Source organism: Brevibacterium casei CIP 102111, from assembly GCF_900169275.1.
Lineage (GTDB): Bacteria > Actinomycetota > Actinomycetes > Actinomycetales > Brevibacteriaceae > Brevibacterium > Brevibacterium casei.
On record NZ_FXZC01000002.1, the window covers coordinates 509,680 to 527,190 of the forward strand.

Below are 17,511 nucleotides of genomic sequence, written 5' to 3' on the forward strand. Positions count from 1 at the left end.
CGCGAGCTGGATCTGCCTGTTTCAAAAGGAACCGATTTCTGGGTGAGGCTGCGAAGCCAGCCGGTGTTCCGCTGAAGAGCTTCAGCTACCCGTTGAAATCACCTCCGGGCCGTGTGTGCTCGCGACCGACGACGAGGGGATCCACCGATACACGGTTGAATCGTCTGTCGTTCGCGCCGGACCGCCCTAGCGTTCACCGCGGTGAGATCGCACACCCCGTGAAAGCGCGGATTCACCGGCGACCGGTAGTGGTATTCGCCGTACCCGACCATCGACGGACCCCACATCACTGGGTCGACCCCGGTCACCTCGGTGAAGATCTCCCTCAGGCGCTTCCCGTCCTCACGTCGCTTCGCCGGGCTCGCCGCGTCGATGAACGCCCCGACATCGGCGTCGGTGGGCTTCGTCTTCTGTTCGGCCATGCCCCGATTATCGCCGAGGCGGCCCCTCCTGTCAGCCCTCGGGCAGCCAGTCCGTACCGTCCTCGACCCGGTAGATGAGGTTCGTGCGCGTGTGCGCGACCGCCGGGTACCGGGTGAGGTAGTCGAGGACGAAGGACTGCACGGCCTCGGTGTCGGGGGCGACGATGTGGAGGAGATAGTCATCGGCCCCGGCCATGTGGTACATCCGCACGACCCCGGGGAACTTCGGTGCCGCCGCGGTGAAGGCGTCGATCTCTGCGCGATCGTGCTGGGCGAGCCGGATCGAGATGAGTGCCTGGAGCGGGATGCCGAGCGCCGAGGTGTCGATGTCGACGCTGAAACCGCGGATGACTCCCGAGGAGCGCAGGCGCTTGAGGCGCAGCGACACCGTCGACTCGGAGATCCCCACCTCGGCGGCCAGCGCCGAGCCCGAGGCCCGCGCATTCCTCCGCAGCGCGCGGAGGAGACGGAGATCGACGTCATCGAGTTCGACTTTCTGCGACATGCCTCACAGTCTCCCACACCTCGGTGGAGGTTCTGCGATGAGAAACGAGTTCTTCGCAGATCCGTGAGGATCCATTGCGGTTGACCGCAGAGATGACTTGAATGCTGGCATGACCTCACTCCACCCCGAATCCCACCTCCACCCCGAGACCCTCATGGTCCACGGCGGCATGGACGGCCTCACCGACGCCGGCGTCCACGTCCCCGCGATCGACCTCTCGACGACGAACCCGGTCGGCGACATCGACACCGGAGGCGAGTCCTACGAATGGCTCGCCACCGGTCATCCCCTCCGCGACGGCGACTCCGCTGTCTACCAGCGCCTGTGGCAGCCCGGCGTCGCCCGCTTCGAATCCGCGCTCGCCGACCTCGAACAGGCCGAGGAGGCCGTCGCCTTCGCCACCGGCATGGCGGCACTCACCGCGACACTGCTCGCCGCCGTGAGCGCAGGCACCCCGCACATTGTCGCCGTCCGCCCCCTCTACGGCGGCAGCGACCACCTGCTTGACTCGGGCCTGCTCGGCACAACCGTGACGTGGACGACCCAGGACGCCATCGCCGAGGCGATCCAGTCGGACACCGGTCTCGTCATCGTCGAGACCCCGGCGAATCCGAGCCTCGACCTCGTCGACCTCGACGCCGTCGTCGCGCAGGCCGGATCCGTGCCCGTCCTCGTCGACAACACGTTCTCCACCCCGGTCCTCCAGCGCCCGATCCGCCACGGTGCCGTCCTCGTCCTCCACAGTGCGACGAAGTACATCGGCGGCCACGGCGATGCGATGGGCGGGATCATCGCGACGAACTCCGAGTGGGCGATGCGCCTGCGCCAGGTCCGCGCGATCACCGGCGCACTCCTCCACCCGATGGGCGCCTATCTCCTCCACCGCGGTCTGCGCACCCTCGGGGTGCGGATGCGCGCCGCCCAGGCCACGGCAGCCCAGCTCGCCGAGCGCCTGAGTGCCCACCCGGCGATCGCCGCCGTCCACTACCCGGGACTCGAGGGGCAGGATCCCCACGGCCTCCTCGGCCGACAGATGGCAGGCCCGGGAGCGATGATCGCCCTCGAGGTCGCCGGCGGCTTCGAGGCGGCCCGCGCGTTCGTCGAGGCCTGCGACCTCGTCGTCCACGCCGTCTCCCTCGGCGGCGCCGACACCCTCATCCAGCACCCGGCATCGCTCACCCACCGCCCGGTCACCGCCGAGGCGAAGCCCGGCGACGGACTCGTCCGCCTCTCGGTCGGCCTCGAACACGTCGACGACCTCGCTGAGGACCTCTTCTCCGCCCTCGACTCCGTCCGCGCCGCCGCTTGAGGCTCTGCCGCCTGAGGCTCTGCCGCCGGTCCGGCATCGACCGCGAACCCGTCCCGCACTGTTGACATTGACGCGACGTCAACTTCTAGGCTGGTCGACATGGACTGGTCCATACAGGAAACAGCGCGGCTGACGGGGACGACGAGTCGAACCCTGCGTCACTACGACGCGATCGGCCTCCTGCCTCCGTCATCGCGGACGGCGAACGGCAACCGGCACTACGACGAGGCGAGCCTCGTCCGCCTCCAGAGGATCCTGCTGCTGCGGGACCTCGGACTGCCGCTGCCCCGGATCGCCGAGGTGCTCGAGAGCACCGCGGACCCGATCGCCGCCCTCGATGAACATGTGCGCTCGCTCGGACGCGAGCGAGCGCGCCTGACGAGGCAGATCCGAGCCGTCACCGCGACGATCGAGAGAATGAAGGCAGGTGAGCCTCTCATGGCAGAGGAGATGTTCGATGGCTTCGACCATCGGAAGTACGAGGACGAGGTCCGGCAGACGTGGGGAGACCGCGCCTATGAGACCTCGGAGAGATGGTGGACGGGCATGACCGCGACCGAGCGCGCCGACTGGCAGGCCCGGGTCCGTGACCTTGCCGCCGACTGGGCCCAGGCCGCCGAGGCGGGGGCGGCCCCGGACTCGCCCGAGGCACGGGACCTGTCCCGCCGTCACATTCAGTGGCTGTCCTCGGTGCCGGGCACTCCGGCGTCGGATCCCGACGGTGACACCGACGGCTACGTTCGGGGGCTTGCGGAGATGTACGTCGCCGACCCCCGGTTCGCGGCCACCTACGGTGGTGAGCAGGGTGCGGGATTCGTCCGCGATGCACTCGTGTCCTACCTCGACGCGCAGTGAGCCGACTGAGCGCTCAGCAAGCTGAGTGCCCAGCGAGCTGAGCGCTGACCCGACTGAACATGCAACGTGAGCTCAGGACTGCTGGGCCAGGGCCTGCCGGATCTTCTCGGCGGGCCCTGCCAGCGTGTCCGCATCCTGCATCGGGGCGCGGTCGGAGATGTCGAAGTCGGCCATCGAGGTCGTCGGCCACACGTGGATGTGGACATGGGGCACCTCGTAGCCGACGATCATCAGACCGATCCGCTCGCAGTCGAAGGCCTCCTTCTGCGCCCGACCGATCCGGCGGGCGACGTTCATGAGGTGGTCGAGGAGGCCCTCGTCGAGGTCGGTCCATTGCGAGATCTCGGCCCGCGGGACGACCATGGTGTGGCCGTCGGTGAGCGGGGAGACGTCGAGGAAGGCCACACATTCGTCGTCCTCGTAGACGAAGGTGCCAGGGATCTCGCCGTTGATGATCTTCGTGAAGATGGTGGCCATGGTGCGGTCCTCCTCAGGCGTTGGCGGCGGCGGTGCGGGCCTCGATCGCGAAGTCACGGGTCTCCGTGCGTGCGACCTGTCGGCCACTGACGATCGTACCGTCTGCTGTGATGACGAACACACCGCGCTCGGCCACGCCGTGCTCCTCGTCGAAGACCCCGTAGGCACGGGCGACCTCGCCGTGGGGCCAGAAGTCCGAGCCGATCGGCAGGGAGACCCCGCGTTCGGCGCCCCAGGCCGCGAGCGTGTACTTCGCATCGGCGGTCACCGCGATGACGGTGAGCGGGACACCCCCGGCGTCCGCATCGTCCTGGATCTCCTGGAGGGCTCGGATCTCGTCCCCGCACACCGGTGAGAAGGCGTAGGGCAGGAACGCGAGGATGACCGGGCCGCGGCGGGCCGCCTCGGCGAGGTGGAGGTCCCGTCCGAACTGATCGGACAGGGAGAAGTCGGGGGCCGCATCGCCGGGCCCCAGGATCATGAGTAGTTCTTCTTGCCGACGAGGCGGAAGCCCGCCCAGTCCTCGGCCGCGCTCACGGTCGAGGTCACGTGCATGCCCGCGGTCGGTGCGGCCTCGGAGATCTCGGCGGGGGTGATGTGTCCGGGCCGGCTCGCCTTCGGCGTGAGCAGCCAGACGACGCCGCCGTCCTTGAGGGTGACCTGCGCATCGACGAGGCCGTCGATGAGGTCGTCGTCGTCGGCCCTCCACCACATGAGGATGACGTCGAACACGTCGTCGACGTCCCCGTCCGCGATCTTCTCTCCGATGATGGTCTCGATCGCCTGGCACAGCTGCAGATCGACGTCGTCGTCGTAGCCGATCTCCTGCACGTAGTCCCCTGACTCGAGACCGAGATTCTGTCCCAGTTCGGTCGCCAGGGTCGAAGTGGACGATGTCCTTTCAGAAGCGGAGTTGCTCATGCTCTCATTGTTCCGCCCCAGTGGCCGGGGCGCAAATGTCGGCGCGCCCCTGAACATGCCGAACGTCGGTCTCGCGAGCCCCGAGGCGAGGCCCCCGGGTCCGTCAGAGAGATCACAAGCGAACGGATGAGCGAAGAAAGCCTGCGCGTACTACGCTGATGAGTGAATCCGGTGGACCCTGGGACCGATCCGATCCGATCCCCACTCCTCCGGGCAGAACGCGGCCTGACCACCTGTGCAGGTCGTGGAGCGAAGAGAGGACCACACCGTGGACAATCGGAATCAGGGCGGACCGATACTCAACGGCCTGCCCAGCCAGGTGCCCGACATCGATCCGGAGGAGACAGAGGAGTGGTTGGCCTCTCTCGACTCCCTCATCGACGAAGGCGGGCGCACCCGTGCACGCTATGTCATGCTGCGGATGCTCGAACGCTCCCGGCAGAAGCAGATCGGGGTGCCCAGCCTCACGGCCACCGACTACGTCAACACGATCGGGCCTGAGAACGAGCCCTGGTTCCCCGGCGACGAAGAGGTCGAACGCCGCTACCGTCGGTGGAACCGCTGGAACGCGGCGATGGTCGTCCACCGTGCACAGCGGCCCGGCATCGAGGTCGGCGGACACATCTCGACCTACGCCTCCTCCGCCACCCTCTACGAGGTCGGCCTCAACCACTTCTTCCGCGGCAAGGACCATCCCGGCGGCGGCGACCACATCTTCTACCAGGGCCACGCCTCCCCCGGCATGTACGCCCGTGCCTTCCTCGAGGGCCGGATGAGCGCCGAGGAGCTCGACGGGTTCCGCCAGCAGCAGTCCCACCTCATCGACGGCAAGCCCGCCGGTCTGCCCTCGTACCCGCACCCGCGCCAGCTCGAGCACTTCTGGGAGCACCCGACGGTCTCGATGGGCCTGGGCCCGATGAACGCGATCGCGCAGGCTCAGTTCGACAAGTACCTCCACAACCGGGGCATCAAGGACACTTCGCAGCAGCAGACGTGGGCCTTCCTCGGCGACGGTGAGCTCGACGAGCCCGAGAGCCGCGGCATGCTCCACGTCGCCGCCTACGAGGAGCTCGACAACCTCAACTTCGTCATCAACTGCAACCTGCAGCGCCTCGATGGACCGGTCCGCGGCAACGGCAAGATCATCCAGGAGCTCGAAGCCTACTTCCGCGGCGCCGGATGGAACGTCATCAAGGTCGTGTGGGGCCGCGAATGGGACGCCCTGCTCGCCAAGGACCGCGACGGAGCCCTCGTCAACCTCATGAACGAGACCCCCGACGGCGACTACCAGACGTACAAGGGCGAGTCGGGCGGCTTCGTCCGCGACAACTTCTTCGGCCGTGACCCGCGGACGAAGGCGATGGTCGAGGACTACACGGACGAGCAGATCTGGCAGCTCAAGCGCGGCGGCCACGACTACCGCAAGGTCTACGCGGCCTACAAGGCGGCGTTCGAGCATACCGGTCAGCCGACCGTCATCCTCGTCAAGACCGTCAAGGGCTACTCGCTCGGGCCCCACTTCGAGGCGCGCAACGCCACGCACCAGATGAAGAAGATGACGATCGACGACCTCAAGCTCGCCCGTGATCACTTCCAGATCCCGATCTCGGACAAGGAGCTCGAGGAGAACCCGAAGCTGCCGCCGTACTACCACCCGGGACCCGACGCCCCGGAGATCAAGTACCTCCAGCAGCGTCGCGCCGACCTCGGCGGGTACTCCCCCGAACGTCGCAGCACCTACGTCGATCTCGCCCTGCCCGGGGACAAGACCTACGAGGCCGGACGCCGTGGATCGGGCAAGCAGACGATCGCGACGACGATGGGCTTCGTCCGTGTCCTCAAGGACCTCATGCGCGACAAGGAGTTCGGCAAGCGCATCGTGCCGATCATCCCCGACGAGGCCCGCACCTTCGGCATGGACTCGTTCTTCCCGACCGCGAAGATCTACAACCCGCACGGGCAGAACTACATCTCCGTCGACCGTGACCTCTTCCTCGCCTACAAGGAGGCGATGGACGGACAGCTCCTCCACGTCGGCATCAACGAGGCCGGCGCCACGGCGGCGCTGACGGCGGTGGGGACGTCGTACGCCACGCACGGCGAACCGATGATCCCGTTCTACATCTTCTACTCGATGTTCGGCTTCCAGCGCACCGGCGACTTCTTCTGGGCCGCCGGCGACCAGATGGCCCGCGGCTTCGTCCTCGGCGCCACCGCCGGTCGCACGACGCTCGTGGCCGAGGGACTCCAGCACGGTGACGGACACTCGCATCTGCTCTCGTCGACGTATCCCTCGGTGATCTCCTACGACCCGGCCTACGTCTACGAGATCTCCCACATCGTCAAGGACGGCCTCCAGCGCATGTACGGCTCCGACGACGGTCGCGACCCCAACGTGCTCTACTACCTGACGATGTACAACGAGCCGATGGTCCAGCCGGCGGAGCCCGAGGACCTCGACGTCGACGGCCTGCTCAAGGGCATGTACCTGCTCAAGAAGGGTCCGGACAACGGCGGCCCGAAGGTCCAGCTCATGGCCTCGGGCGTCGGTGTGCCGTGGGCACTCGAGGCCCAGGAGCTCCTCGATGCCGATTGGGGCGTCTCAGCCGATGTGTGGTCGGTGACCTCGTGGACCGAGCTGCGCCGCGACGGCCTCGCCGCCGATGACGAGCGTCTGCTCGACCCCGAGGCCGAACCGCGCATCCCGTACGTCACGGAGAAGCTCCTCGACGCCGACGGCCCCGTCGTCGCGACCTCGGACTTCATGCGTGCGGTGCCCGACCAGATCCGCCAGTACGTGCCCAACCACTTCACGTCGCTGGGCACCGACGGCTACGCGATCTCGGACACCCGTCCCGCGGCTCGTCGCTACTACCTCGTCGACGGTCCCTCGATGGCCACCCAGGCGCTCATCTCGCTCGCGGACACCGGGGTGATCCCGATCGAGAAGGCCGCCGAGGCGGCGAAGAAGTACCAGCTCGACGATCCGCGTGCCGGATCCACCGGGTCCACGGAGGGCGCCGGCGCCTGATCATCAGCTGAGACCGATGCGGTCGGAGTCGATGCGACTCCGGCCGCATTTGTCGTATCTCACGAAGTTTTGTGCGTTGCGGACAAGGGATTTGTCGCCGAGGCTTTAAGCTGGAGTCCATGAGTTCGGACACCGAGACGCTGCGCCGTCGCGCAGAGACAGGACGACGCCTGCGGGCAGGGGTCGGAGTCCTCTCCACCGTCACCCTGCAGAGGCTCGACGCCCGGCTTCCGTGGTACCGCTCGATGGCGCCCTCCGACCGCTCGTGGGTCGGCCATCTCGCCCAGTCGGGCATCAGCTCCTTCATCGACTGGTACCGCCACCCCGACACCGATCTGCGGGTGGTCAGCGAGATCTTCAAATCAGCGCCCCGCGACCTCATCCGCGCGATCAGCCTGCAGCAGACCCTCCAGCTGCTCAAGGTCGTCGTCGAGGTCGTCGAGGAGCGGGTGCCCGACATCGCCCGCACCGCCGAACAGTCGGCGCTGCGGGAGGCCGTGCTCATCTACTCCCGCGAGATCGCCTTCGCCGCCGCCGACGTCTACGCCCGGGCCGCCGAAGCCCGCGGAAGCTGGGACGCCCGACTCGAGGCGATGGTCGTCGACGCCCTCGTCCGCGGGGACTCCGTCGACGAACTCGCCAGCCGCACCGCGGCCTTCGGCTGGCAGTCGGAGGAGCCCGTGACCGTCCTCGTCGGCCGCGCCCCACAGCGCTCGGCGAAGAAGGGCATCGAAGTCATCCGCCGCAAGGCCCGCAAATGGGCCGAGGACGCCCTCGTCGGCGTCCACGACAACCGCCTCCTCATCGTCCTCGGCGGCGTCGGCGACCTCGACACGGCCGTCGAGGACCTCTCGGACTGCTTCGGCCCCTCCGAGGTCATCGTCGGACCCAGCGTTCCGAGCCTCGCCGAAGCGGCCACCTCGGCGAAGGCGGCGATCCGAGCACTCAAAGCCGCCACGGCCCGACCCGACTCTCCACGCCCGGTCAAGGCCGACGAACTCCTTCCGGAGCGTGCGCTGGCCGGGGACACCGTGGCGCTGGGCGAACTCATCTCCCGCTACTACGAGCCGCTGACGACGGGGACGGGTCAGCTGCTCAAGACCGTGAGCGCCTACGTCGAGTTCGGCTCGTCCCTCGAGGCCACAGCCAAGGCGCTCTCCGTGCACCCCAACACCGTGCGCTACCGCCTGCGGAAGATCACCGAGGCGATCGGCCTCGATCCCACGGTCTCCCGTGACGCCTTCGTCATCCACATCGCCTTGGTGTACGGGCGACTGTCAGATGCCGGGCTATTGTCGAACGGCGACAAAATGCCATAGGCGACTTGGACCATCCACTAGATTGAACAGCGACGTCGAACGAAAAGAGAACTGAGTGCTAGTCATCACCTGCCCGGGCCAGGGCGCCCAGAAGTCAGGCTTCCTCTCCTCCTTCCTCGAACTCGAGACCTTCTCCGCCCAGATCGACGACCTCGCGTCGGCCTCCGGCATCGACCTGCGACTGCACGGCACGACCTCGGACGATGAGACGATCAAGGACACCGCGCTCGCGCAGCCCCTCCTCGTCGCCTCGGCGATCGCGTGCGCCGCCGAACTCGGGGTCACTCCCGACGTCGTCGCCGGGCATTCCGTCGGAGAGATCGCCGCTGCCCAGATTGCCGGTATCCTCTCTCCCGCTGATGCGATGCGCTTCGTCGCCGTCCGCGGATCCGGCATGGCCGCGGCCGCCGCAGAGACACCGACCGGGATGTCGGCCGTCGTCGGCGGCGAACCTGCCGATGTCCTCTCCGCCATCGAAGCCGCCGGGGTCAGCCCCGCCAACGTCAACGGCGGCGGCCAGACCGTTGCCGCAGGCTCCCTTCCGGACCTGGAGCGACTCGCGGACAACCCGCCCGAGCGCGCCCGGGTCATCCCGCTGCCGGTCGCTGGTGCCTTCCACACCGACTACATGGCTCCCGCCGTTCCCGCTCTCGCCGAGACCGCGGCCGGTCTCGGCGTCGCCGACCCGGACCTGCCGATCCTCACGAACTCCGACGGCTCCGTGATCGAATCCGGGAAGGCGTATGTCGACCTCCTCGTCGCCCAGGTCACGAATCCCGTGCGCTGGGACCTCTGCCAGGAGACGCTCATGGACATGGGTGTGACCGGGCTCATCGAGCTCGTCCCCGGCGGCACGCTCACCGGCATCGCCCGCCGGGCGATGAAGGGCGTCGAGACGTATCCCATCAAGACCGCCGCCGACCTCGACGGTGCCCGTGAGTTCGCCGCAGCCCACGCCGGAGCAGAAGGATGACCGCCATGCCCACTCTCAACACCGCCGAGACCGGCCGCTTCTCGAAGATCGCCGGCATCGGCGCCTACCGTGCCGAGAACCTCGTCACCAACGACGACATCGCCGGACCGATCAACTCCTCCGACGAGTGGATCCGCCAGCGCACCGGCATCGTCACCCGCAGGCGCGCGAGCAAGGACGTCGGCGTCCTCGAGATGTGCGAAGAGGCAGCACTCGAGGCGATCGCCTCGGCGGGGCTCAAGCCCGAGGACATCGGCGGGATCATCATCTCCACCGTCACCTTCCCGTACTTCACACCCTCGGCGGCAGCCGCGCTCACCGACCGCATCGGCACCGGCCCGGTGCCCGCCTGGGACATCAGCGCCGCGTGCGCCGGATACTGCTACGGCATCGCCCAGGCCGATGCGCTCGTGCGCTCGGGGACGATGGACAACATCCTCGTCATCGGCGCCGAGAAGCTCTCCGACGTCATCGACCCCACCGACCGGTCGATCTCGTTCATCCTCGGCGACGGCGCCGGCGCCGTCGTCATCACCTCGGCCGACGAGCCCGGCATCTCGAAGACGGTGTGGGGCTCGAAGGGTGAGAACTGGTCGACGATCCGGATGACCGACTCGCTCATGGACGTTCGCGACGACCGCGAACTGCCGTTCCCGACCCTGCGCCAGGACGGACCCACCGTCTTCCGCTGGGCCGTCTGGGACGGCGCCGAGGTGGCGAAGAAGGCGCTCGAGGAATCAGGTGTCGAAGCCTCCGACCTCGCCGCGTTCATCCCCCATCAGGCGAACATGCGCATCATCGACGAACTCGCCAAGCAGCTGGGCCTGCCGGAGTCCGTCGTCATCGCCCGGGACATCGCCGACAACGGCAACACCTCGGCGGCGTCGATCCCGTTGGCCACCGAACGCCTGCTGCGCGAGCAGCCCGAGCTCAGCGGAGGCCTTGCCCTGCAGATGGGATTCGGTGCGGGACTCGTCTACGGCGCCCAGGTCGTCCGCCTCCCCTGAGACCGCCCGTTCACGGAAAACACTCCGTGAATGTCCTAAGATATTCGGCGGGACACTCGTCGAAACGGTTCCACTCCGACCGGGGGCACCTCGGTCGTCACTAGAAAGTAGGAAAGAAATGGCATTCACCGAAGCTGAAGTCCTCGCCGGACTCGCAGAGATCGTCAACGAAGAGACCGGCCTGGCCGTCGAGGCCGTCGAGCCGAGCAAGTCGTTCACCGACGACCTCGACATCGACTCCATCTCGATGATGACCATCGTCGTCAACGCCGAGAAGAAGTTCGGTGTGAAGATCCCGGACGACGATGTCAAGGACCTCGTCACCGTCCAGGATGCCGTCGACTACATCAACAAGGCCCAAGAAGCCTGAACCACTGAGGACGAACACGGCCCGTCCACCGACGGGCCGTGTCCCACACTATCGACGAGGTTTCCACCATGACACCAAAAGTTGTCGTCACCGGGATCGGTGCGGTGACACCCTTGGGCGCGACGGTCGACGAGACCTGGCAGGCGCTGCTGGCCGGGAAGTCCGGCGTCCGCACCCTCGACAATGACTGGGCGGAGAAGTATGACCTCACCGTCGACTTCGCCGCCACCGTCGACCCCGAGGTCGTGCCCGAGAAGCTCAAGCGCGTCCAGGCCAAACGGCTGGACCCCTCAAGCCAGTTCGCCCTCATCTCCGCCCGTGAGGCCATGGAGGATGCGGGCCTGTCCGAGACCGACCCCGAACGCACCGCCGTGTCGTGGGCGACGGGCATCGGCGGCGTGTGGACGCTGCTCGACGCCTGGGACACGCTCAAGGAGGAGGGTCCGCGACGCGTCATGCCGCTGACCGTCCCCATGCTCATGCCCAACGGACCCGCTGCCGCCATCGGCATGGAGTTCAAGGCACGGGCGGGTGTGCAGACGATGGTCTCGGCCTGCGCCTCGTCGACGGAGAGCCTCGGCCACGCCTACGATCTCATCGCAGAAGGCGACGCGGACATCGTCATCGCCGGCGGTTCGGAGGCGGCCATCCACCCGATCACCCTGGCTGCCTTCAACTCGATGCAGGCGCTCTCCCGTCGCACCGATTCCCCGGAGACCGCGTCGCGGCCCTACGACGTCGACCGTGACGGCTTCGTCATGGGCGAGGGAGCCGGCGCGCTCGTCCTCGAGACCGAGGAGCACGCGAAGGCACGTGGAGCGAAGATCTACGCCGAGGTGGCCAGCTGGGGCATCTCGAACGATGCCTACCACATCACGGGCAACGAACCCGAGGGCAAGTACGCGCTGCAGGCGATGGAGCAGGCGCTCGAGGCCGGCGGGCTCACCCCCGCCGACATCAAGCACGTCAACGCCCACGCCACGTCGACGCCCGTCGGCGACATCCCGGAGTCCGTCGCAATCGCCGAACTCCTCGGCGACCACATCGAGGACACCCTCGTCAGCGGCACGAAGTCGATGACCGGCCACCTCCTCGGCGGTGCCGGTGCGGTCGAGGCGATCTTCACGGTCAAGGCGCTCGAGACGCGGACCGCTCCCCCGACGATGAACATCACCGAGGTCGATCCCAAGGTGTCGATCAACATCGTCCGGGACACTCCCGCGCAGCTGCCCGACGGCGACATCGCCGCCCTGTCGAACTCGTTCGGCTTCGGCGGACACAACGCCGTCGTCGCCTTCAAGTCGGTCTGATCCCCATCCGGCGACAGAGTCGAGGGCCCCAGCGTCTGCGCTGGGGCCCTCGCTGTCTCTGCGCCCACCTCGTCGGGCGCTTCGTGTGTCGGCAGCGAGAGGCGGATCCTCAGCGCTTCGTCGGGGACTGCGTGTCGAGCGTCGTCCGGTACTCCACCCAGGCCTTCGCGGCATCGCTGAGTTCCTCGGTCGACAGCTCGCCCGAGCGGAGGAACGCCGTGGTCCGGTGGCTGCCCATCTCCGCGCGCACCGCCTCAGGGTCACCGGCGCGGACGAGTTCGGCGAGCCGACGGTGCCGGGCGGCCCGCTCGCTCAGCGACTCCGCCGCGGAGCTGGCCCGCCGATTGAGCTGCATGAGCAGCCCCAATGGGTAGAGGATGGTCTCGAAGGCAGCGGTGAGTCTGGTGTTGCCGGACAGGGCGATGAACGCGCGGTGGAAAGCGAGGCTGTCGGGGACGGAGGAGGCTTCGTCACCGTCGGCTGCTCCCCTCTCAAGGTCCGCGACGGCGGCCATGAGCCTCTCCACCCGAGCCGGGGAGGCGGGAACGCCGAGGTCGACAGCGAGGTCCTCGAGGTGCTCGCGGAGCGTGACGATCTCGTAGGCGTCCTCGAGGCTGAGCGAGATCACCCGAGTGCCGACGCCGGGGACGCGGACGACGAGTCCGTCGTGCTCGAGGTCGCGCAGGGCCTCACGCAGGGTGGCACGTCCGACGCCGAGTTCATCGGCGAGACTCTGCTCCCCGATATGCGCCCCCGGTGCGAGATCACCCCGGAGGATGCGCAGCCGCAGGGCGTCGACGGCGAGGGCCACAGCGCTGCGCGGACCGCCGATCCTCGTGCCCACGCGCCTGCCGCGTCCGGTCGTCGTCCTCATGTGCCCTCCACGGTCTGGGGTGCGCGGTGCGGGACGATGACCGGGCGTCCGGTCACAGGGTCGGTGAGGATGACGCTGTCGATCCCGAACACCTCGCGGATGGCCTCCGGTGTCAGCGTCGAGTCGGCCGGTCCCGCGGCGGCGATCCGCCCGTCCTGCATCGCGATGATGTGGTCAGCGTAGCGCACCGCCATCCCCAGGTCGTGGAGGACCATGACGACGGTGATGCCGCGCCTGCGCTGGAGGTCGGTGACGGTCTCGAGGACCTCGATCTGATGGGCGACGTCGAGGTAGGTCGTCGGTTCGTCGAGGAGGAGGACCTCGGGGGCCTGAGCGAGCGTGAGTGCGATCCACGCGCGCTGGCGCTGTCCTCCGGAGAGGGTGCCGAGAGGTCGTTCGGACAGGTCGGTCAGCCCGGTCGCCGCCAGGGCCTCCCGGACGACCCGTTCATCGGCCTCCGACCACTGATCGTACCAGCGTCGGTGCGGGTCACGGCCGCGGGAGACAAGATCGATGACCGGCAGGTTCTCCGGTGCCTCCGGGGACTGAGGCAGAAGCGCGACGTCCTTCGCGTACTCCCGTGGCCTGCGTTCCCCGATGTCCCTCCCCTCCCGGTGGATGCCGCCGGTGCGCTCCTGGAGTCGGGAGAGCGTGCGCAGAAGCGTCGACTTCCCGCAGCCGTTGGGACCGACGATCGCCGTCGTCGACGCGGCGGGGATGTCGAGGCTGAGGTCGTGGAGGATGGTGCGCCCGCCGAGGCTGACGCGCACGTCGGTGAGGTGGAAGGCCGAGCTCATCGGACGGAGTCCTTTCCCTGGCGGACGAGGAGCCAGATGAGGAAGGGGGCGCCGATGATCGCGGTGATCGCGCCCGTGGGCAGGAGGATGGGAGAGGCGATGGTGCGGGCGACGAGGTCGCTGGCGACGACGATGCCGGCCCCGATGAGCGCCGAGGTGAACAGCGGCGGTCGCGCGGCACCGGTCGCCCGGTGGGCGATGTGGGGCGCGACGAGGGCGACGAAGCCGATCGGCCCGGCGACAGCGGCGGCGATGGAGGCGAGGACGACGGAGACGAGGAGCAGGCCGCTGCGGGTCACGCGGACGTCCTGACCGAGCGCGGAGGCGAGGTCGGTGCCGAGGTGGAGTGCGGGCAGGCGGGTGGAGAGCGGAACGAGGACGGCGCCGACGATGCCGAGGGTGACCGCAGCGAGGACGACTTCGATGGGCCCGCGCCCGTTGAGGGAACCGGCGAGCCACACGTTCGCCCGGGCGGCATCGCTGATGTTCGCTGTGATGAGCATCCAGCTCGTCAGTCCTCCGAAGAGCGCCGAGGTGCCGACGCCGATGAGAAGCATCTGGAGTCCCCCGCCGGCGGCCAGGCGCAGGATCGCCGCGACCGTGAGCGCGGCGGCGAGACCGCCGAGCAGCGCGGCCGCCGAGGTGCCGAGGCCGTGGAGGAGGGTCGACATGCCTGACGCCGTCGGACCGGTTCCGCCGAGCACGATGACGGCCACCGCGCCGGTTCCGGCACCTGCGGTGACGCCGAGGAGGTCGGGGCTGGCGAGGCCGTTGCGGGTCGTCGTCTGGACGATCGCCCCGGAGAGGGCGAGCATCGCCCCGACGAGGATGCCGAGCACCGTGCGGGTCAGGCGCAGGGTGAGGACGATGAGCTGCTCCTGCTCGGTGCCGCCGCCTGTGAGGACTGCGAGCACCCGATCGGGGCGAAGCGACATCTCTCCCGCGCCGAGGGAGAGCACTGCCAGGACCACGGTGCTTATCGCCGCGATGAGCGTGACGAACAGCGTCCGCGGCGACCACCGGAGGGAGACCGCGCCGATGCGCAGCGTCCGCGGTGCCGAGAGCGTCGAGGTGGTCATGGCCGCCTCCTGTAGAGCCTGATGACGAGGATGAGGAAGACCGGCCCGCCGATGATGCCGAGGACGATGCCGACCGGCAGCTCTGCGGGGGCCACGAGCAGGCGGCCGAGGACATCGGCGGCGAGGACGAGGGCGGCACCGAGCACCGCCGACAGCGGCAGGAGCCGACCGTGGGCGGGTCCGACGATCCCCCGGGCGATGTGCGGGGCGACGAGGCCGACGAACCCGAGCGAACCGACGAGAGCGGTCGCCCCGCCGACGAGCAGCGTGACGCTGAGCAGGCCCGCGATCTGAACGGGCAGGAGCCTGCGGCCCAGCGATCGGGCCATGTCGGAGCCGAGGGCGAGAGCGTCGAGGGACCGCGACTGCGCGGCGGCGAGGATGGCGCCGGCGATCATCAGCGGGGCGACGAGGCTGAGTGAGTCGAGTCCCCGACTGCCCGCCAACGATCCGACGGTCCAGAAGCGGTAGACGTCGAGGGCTGCCTGGTCGAGGAGGAGGACGACTCCGCTGATCGCCCCGAGGAGCGCGGACACGGCAGCACCGGCGAGGACGAGTGAGGCAGGAGAGGCGTCCCGGCGGCGGTTGGCGACGACCCCGATGACGAGGACGACGGCGGCTCCGAGACCGGCGCCGAGGTAGGCCGACCAGAGATACTCCGCCGGTGTGGCGAGTCCGAGGACGGCGATGCTGAGCACCACGGCCAGCGACGCACCGGCTGTGACTCCGAGCAGCCCGGGATCGGCGAGCGGATTGCGGGTGTGACCCTGGATGACGACTCCGGCGGCTGCGAGGGCGGCCCCGCCGAACAGTCCGAAGAGGGTGCGCGGGACCCGCTGCTCCCACACGATGGCCGTCGCCTCGGCGGTGCCCTGACCGAACAGCGCCGAGGCGACAGCGGCGACATCGAGGGAGCGTGATCCGACGAGGACGCTGAGTCCGACGATGACCACCACGCCGAGGACGGCGAGCCCGAGCGGCCCGCCGCCACGGCGATGGCGACGCGATGCTGGTGCGGGAGCGAGTGCGGTCGCGGTCAAAGCGTCTTGAGCAGCTGTTCGATGATGCCGAGGTTGTGGTCGGCCGTCAGCGCGGCTCCCTCGTGGGTCTGCTTGTCGGAGCGGATGACGTTGTCGGCCTTGACCGCGGGCAGCTGCTGGTAGAGGCCGTTGTCCTGGAACTGCGACCAGACCTGCCTGTCGTTGACGAGGGCGATGATCGCGTCGGCGTCCTCGAACTTCTCGAGCGTCTGCTCGATGCTGTAGGAGACCTCCTTGCCGTCGATCGCATCCTGGAAGGACTTCGCCGGGGTGGCCCCGAGGTCGCGCAGGTTCGACGAGAGCAGACGGTTCGGGCGGACTTCGAGGCTCTCCTCGTTGTAGCTGAGCGGGACGAACGTGTTCGAGGTCAGTTCCTCCGCATAGTCCTTCTTCAGGGCGGCGACGCGCTCGTCGTAGCCGGCAATGAGCTCCTTCGCACGATCCTCGGTGCCGGTGGCGGCGGCGACGAGTTCGAGGTCCTCCTGCCAGGTGCTCGTGCTCTGGTCGCCGATCGCGATGACCGGGGCGATGGCTTCGAGCTCGGCGCGGATCGGCTCGACGTCCTCGGCCCGGGAGACGATGAGGTCGGGGGCGGCGCCGATGATCGCCTCGAGGTTGATCTCGTCGTCGAGGAACAGCTCCTTGGCCCCGTCCTTCTTGGCCGCCTCGAGTTGATCGCTGACCGGGGACTCGAGATCGAGGGAGCCTTCCTCCTCGTAGGGGAAGCCGGTGAGCGGCAGACCGAGCGAGAGGACGATGTCGAGGTCGCGGCGGCCCTCAAGGACGACGACGGAGTCGATCTCCTTGGGCACCGACACCTTACCGAGCGACGTCTCCACCGTGCGGGTGCCACCCGAAGAGGAGTCGGATCCGGAGGCGCCGGCGGTGGCAGTGCAGCCGGCGAGGAGGGCGGGGACCAGGGCGAGAGCGGCGAGCAGCCGCGGTGTTGTAGTCATGAAAGTTACCCTAACCTTATCCAGTCGACTGTAAAGATGACGCAGGTCACAGCTACCGTTGAATGGGAAAGGGCCGGACAAGGACGATTGTCAGGGCCGACTGTCACCGCTGGCGGCAGGTGAGTCGGTGCGGCAGTGGCAGGCCGGGCTGTCGGAGGCGCTCTCCCGATTCCCCACGACGGCGGCGAAGGAGGGGCACGACGACGACAGCGGGCATGTCGGAGGCAGAGACATGCCCGCTGTCGTCATACGGGATCGGCGAGGGG

The 17,511-nt window shown here is 68.4% G+C and carries 18 protein-coding genes; 8 read left to right on the forward strand and 10 right to left on the reverse strand.

The annotated features are described in order from the left end of the window. Nucleotides 1–98: 98 nt before the first annotated feature. Together BC102111_RS17720 and BC102111_RS05995 are read right to left on the reverse strand one after the other, a co-directional pair. On the reverse strand, nt 99–422 hold the full coding sequence (locus tag BC102111_RS17720) for a hypothetical protein (protein ID WP_180960582.1): 324 nt from the start codon (nt 420–422) through the stop codon (nt 99–101). 31 nt (nt 423–453) lie between these two features. Then, nucleotides 454–927 (reverse strand): Lrp/AsnC family transcriptional regulator, encoded by a 474-nt coding sequence (locus BC102111_RS05995; protein ID WP_101623806.1) that lies wholly within the window; start codon nt 925–927, stop codon nt 454–456. A gap of 109 nt (nt 928–1,036) precedes the next feature. Between BC102111_RS05995 and BC102111_RS06000 the strand changes: the two genes are divergently transcribed. Together BC102111_RS06000 and BC102111_RS06005 are read left to right on the forward strand one after the other, a co-directional pair. Continuing rightward, on the forward strand, nt 1,037–2,236 hold the full coding sequence (locus BC102111_RS06000; protein ID WP_063250483.1) for a trans-sulfuration enzyme family protein: 1,200 nt from the start codon (nt 1,037–1,039) through the stop codon (nt 2,234–2,236). A gap of 99 nt (nt 2,237–2,335) precedes the next feature. Continuing rightward, on the forward strand, nt 2,336–3,091 hold the full coding sequence (locus BC102111_RS06005; RefSeq protein WP_101623807.1) for a MerR family transcriptional regulator: 756 nt from the start codon (nt 2,336–2,338) through the stop codon (nt 3,089–3,091). 72 nt (nt 3,092–3,163) lie between these two features. Here the strand turns inward: BC102111_RS06005 and BC102111_RS06010 are convergent, their stop codons facing one another. From BC102111_RS06010 to BC102111_RS06020, 3 genes are read right to left on the reverse strand one after another with little or no spacing between them, the layout of a single operon-like run. Next, complete coding sequence (locus BC102111_RS06010) at nt 3,164–3,568, reverse strand: HIT family protein (protein ID WP_101623808.1); 405 nt, start codon at nt 3,566–3,568, stop codon at nt 3,164–3,166. 13 nt (nt 3,569–3,581) lie between these two features. Continuing rightward, entirely contained in the window at nt 3,582–4,049 is a 468-nt protein-coding gene (locus BC102111_RS06015) for a redoxin domain-containing protein (protein WP_009375626.1), read from the reverse strand. Beyond that, nucleotides 4,046–4,489, reverse strand: a complete 444-nt coding sequence (locus tag BC102111_RS06020) for a DUF3052 domain-containing protein (protein WP_009375624.1) — start codon at nt 4,487–4,489, stop codon at nt 4,046–4,048. The genes BC102111_RS06015 and BC102111_RS06020 overlap by 4 nt, the downstream gene beginning before the upstream one ends. Before the next feature lie 268 nt (nt 4,490–4,757). Here BC102111_RS06020 and aceE point away from each other — a divergent pair, with 268 nt between their 5' ends. The 6 genes from aceE (at nt 4,758) to fabF (ending at nt 12,499) form a co-directional block, all read left to right on the forward strand. Beyond that, complete coding sequence (gene aceE / locus BC102111_RS06025; protein ID WP_009375622.1) at nt 4,758–7,520, forward strand: pyruvate dehydrogenase (acetyl-transferring), homodimeric type; 2,763 nt, start codon at nt 4,758–4,760, stop codon at nt 7,518–7,520. A 119-nt stretch (nt 7,521–7,639) separates the two neighbouring features. Next, on the forward strand, nt 7,640–8,839 hold the full coding sequence (locus BC102111_RS06030) for a PucR family transcriptional regulator (protein WP_063250479.1): 1,200 nt from the start codon (nt 7,640–7,642) through the stop codon (nt 8,837–8,839). 55 nt (nt 8,840–8,894) lie between these two features. Next, nucleotides 8,895–9,812 (forward strand): ACP S-malonyltransferase, encoded by a 918-nt coding sequence (locus BC102111_RS06035; protein ID WP_063250478.1) that lies wholly within the window; start codon nt 8,895–8,897, stop codon nt 9,810–9,812. A gap of 5 nt (nt 9,813–9,817) precedes the next feature. Continuing rightward, the gene (locus BC102111_RS06040; RefSeq protein WP_009375613.1) at nt 9,818–10,819 is read left to right on the forward strand and encodes a beta-ketoacyl-ACP synthase III; all 1,002 of its coding nucleotides are present in this window, start codon (nt 9,818–9,820) and stop codon (nt 10,817–10,819) included. A gap of 118 nt (nt 10,820–10,937) precedes the next feature. Continuing rightward, nucleotides 10,938–11,189 (forward strand): acyl carrier protein, encoded by a 252-nt coding sequence (locus BC102111_RS06045; protein WP_009375612.1) that lies wholly within the window; start codon nt 10,938–10,940, stop codon nt 11,187–11,189. Nucleotides 11,190–11,257: 68 nt separating this feature from the next. Further along, nucleotides 11,258–12,499 carry a beta-ketoacyl-ACP synthase II gene (fabF, locus tag BC102111_RS06050; RefSeq protein WP_040340998.1) on the forward strand — a complete coding sequence of 414 codons (1,242 nt, stop codon included), beginning with the start codon at nt 11,258–11,260 and terminating at the stop codon, nt 12,497–12,499. A gap of 109 nt (nt 12,500–12,608) precedes the next feature. Here the strand turns inward: fabF and BC102111_RS06055 are convergent, their stop codons facing one another. From BC102111_RS06055 to BC102111_RS06075, 5 genes are read right to left on the reverse strand one after another with little or no spacing between them, the layout of a single operon-like run. Further along, nucleotides 12,609–13,373, reverse strand: a complete 765-nt coding sequence (locus tag BC102111_RS06055; RefSeq protein WP_101623809.1) for a GntR family transcriptional regulator — start codon at nt 13,371–13,373, stop codon at nt 12,609–12,611. Next, nucleotides 13,370–14,170 carry an ABC transporter ATP-binding protein gene (locus tag BC102111_RS06060; protein WP_101623810.1) on the reverse strand — a complete coding sequence of 267 codons (801 nt, stop codon included), beginning with the start codon at nt 14,168–14,170 and terminating at the stop codon, nt 13,370–13,372. The genes BC102111_RS06055 and BC102111_RS06060 overlap by 4 nt, the downstream gene beginning before the upstream one ends. Continuing rightward, complete coding sequence (locus BC102111_RS06065; protein ID WP_101623811.1) at nt 14,167–15,249, reverse strand: FecCD family ABC transporter permease; 1,083 nt, start codon at nt 15,247–15,249, stop codon at nt 14,167–14,169. The genes BC102111_RS06060 and BC102111_RS06065 overlap by 4 nt, the downstream gene beginning before the upstream one ends. Further along, entirely contained in the window at nt 15,246–16,289 is a 1,044-nt protein-coding gene (locus BC102111_RS06070) for a FecCD family ABC transporter permease (RefSeq protein ID WP_101623812.1), read from the reverse strand. The genes BC102111_RS06065 and BC102111_RS06070 overlap by 4 nt, the downstream gene beginning before the upstream one ends. Then, nucleotides 16,286–17,245, reverse strand: a complete 960-nt coding sequence (locus tag BC102111_RS06075; RefSeq protein WP_101623813.1) for an ABC transporter substrate-binding protein — start codon at nt 17,243–17,245, stop codon at nt 16,286–16,288. Before BC102111_RS06075 ends, BC102111_RS06070 begins: the two co-directional genes overlap by 4 nt. Nucleotides 17,246–17,511 lie beyond the last annotated feature (266 nt).

What these genes read in the sequence shown, in the direction of transcription:
- BC102111_RS17720 (WP_180960582.1), bottom strand. Translation starts at nt 422, where the DNA reads ATGGCCGAACAGAAGACGAAGCCCACCGACGCCGATGTCGGGGCGTTC.
- BC102111_RS05995 (WP_101623806.1), bottom strand. Translation starts at nt 927, where the DNA reads ATGTCGCAGAAAGTCGAACTCGATGACGTCGATCTCCGTCTCCTCCGC.
- BC102111_RS06000 (WP_063250483.1), top strand. Translation starts at nt 1,037, where the DNA reads ATGACCTCACTCCACCCCGAATCCCACCTCCACCCCGAGACCCTCATG.
- BC102111_RS06005 (WP_101623807.1), top strand. Translation starts at nt 2,336, where the DNA reads ATGGACTGGTCCATACAGGAAACAGCGCGGCTGACGGGGACGACGAGT.
- BC102111_RS06010 (WP_101623808.1), bottom strand. Translation starts at nt 3,568, where the DNA reads ATGGCCACCATCTTCACGAAGATCATCAACGGCGAGATCCCTGGCACC.
- BC102111_RS06015 (WP_009375626.1), bottom strand. Translation starts at nt 4,049, where the DNA reads ATGATCCTGGGGCCCGGCGATGCGGCCCCCGACTTCTCCCTGTCCGAT.
- BC102111_RS06020 (WP_009375624.1), bottom strand. Translation starts at nt 4,489, where the DNA reads ATGAGCAACTCCGCTTCTGAAAGGACATCGTCCACTTCGACCCTGGCG.
- BC102111_RS06030 (WP_063250479.1), top strand. Translation starts at nt 7,640, where the DNA reads ATGAGTTCGGACACCGAGACGCTGCGCCGTCGCGCAGAGACAGGACGA.
- BC102111_RS06040 (WP_009375613.1), top strand. Translation starts at nt 9,818, where the DNA reads ATGCCCACTCTCAACACCGCCGAGACCGGCCGCTTCTCGAAGATCGCC.
- BC102111_RS06045 (WP_009375612.1), top strand. Translation starts at nt 10,938, where the DNA reads ATGGCATTCACCGAAGCTGAAGTCCTCGCCGGACTCGCAGAGATCGTC.
- fabF (WP_040340998.1), top strand. Translation starts at nt 11,258, where the DNA reads ATGACACCAAAAGTTGTCGTCACCGGGATCGGTGCGGTGACACCCTTG.
- BC102111_RS06055 (WP_101623809.1), bottom strand. Translation starts at nt 13,373, where the DNA reads ATGAGGACGACGACCGGACGCGGCAGGCGCGTGGGCACGAGGATCGGC.
- BC102111_RS06060 (WP_101623810.1), bottom strand. Translation starts at nt 14,170, where the DNA reads ATGAGCTCGGCCTTCCACCTCACCGACGTGCGCGTCAGCCTCGGCGGG.
- BC102111_RS06065 (WP_101623811.1), bottom strand. Translation starts at nt 15,249, where the DNA reads ATGACCACCTCGACGCTCTCGGCACCGCGGACGCTGCGCATCGGCGCG.
- BC102111_RS06075 (WP_101623813.1), bottom strand. Translation starts at nt 17,245, where the DNA reads ATGACTACAACACCGCGGCTGCTCGCCGCTCTCGCCCTGGTCCCCGCC.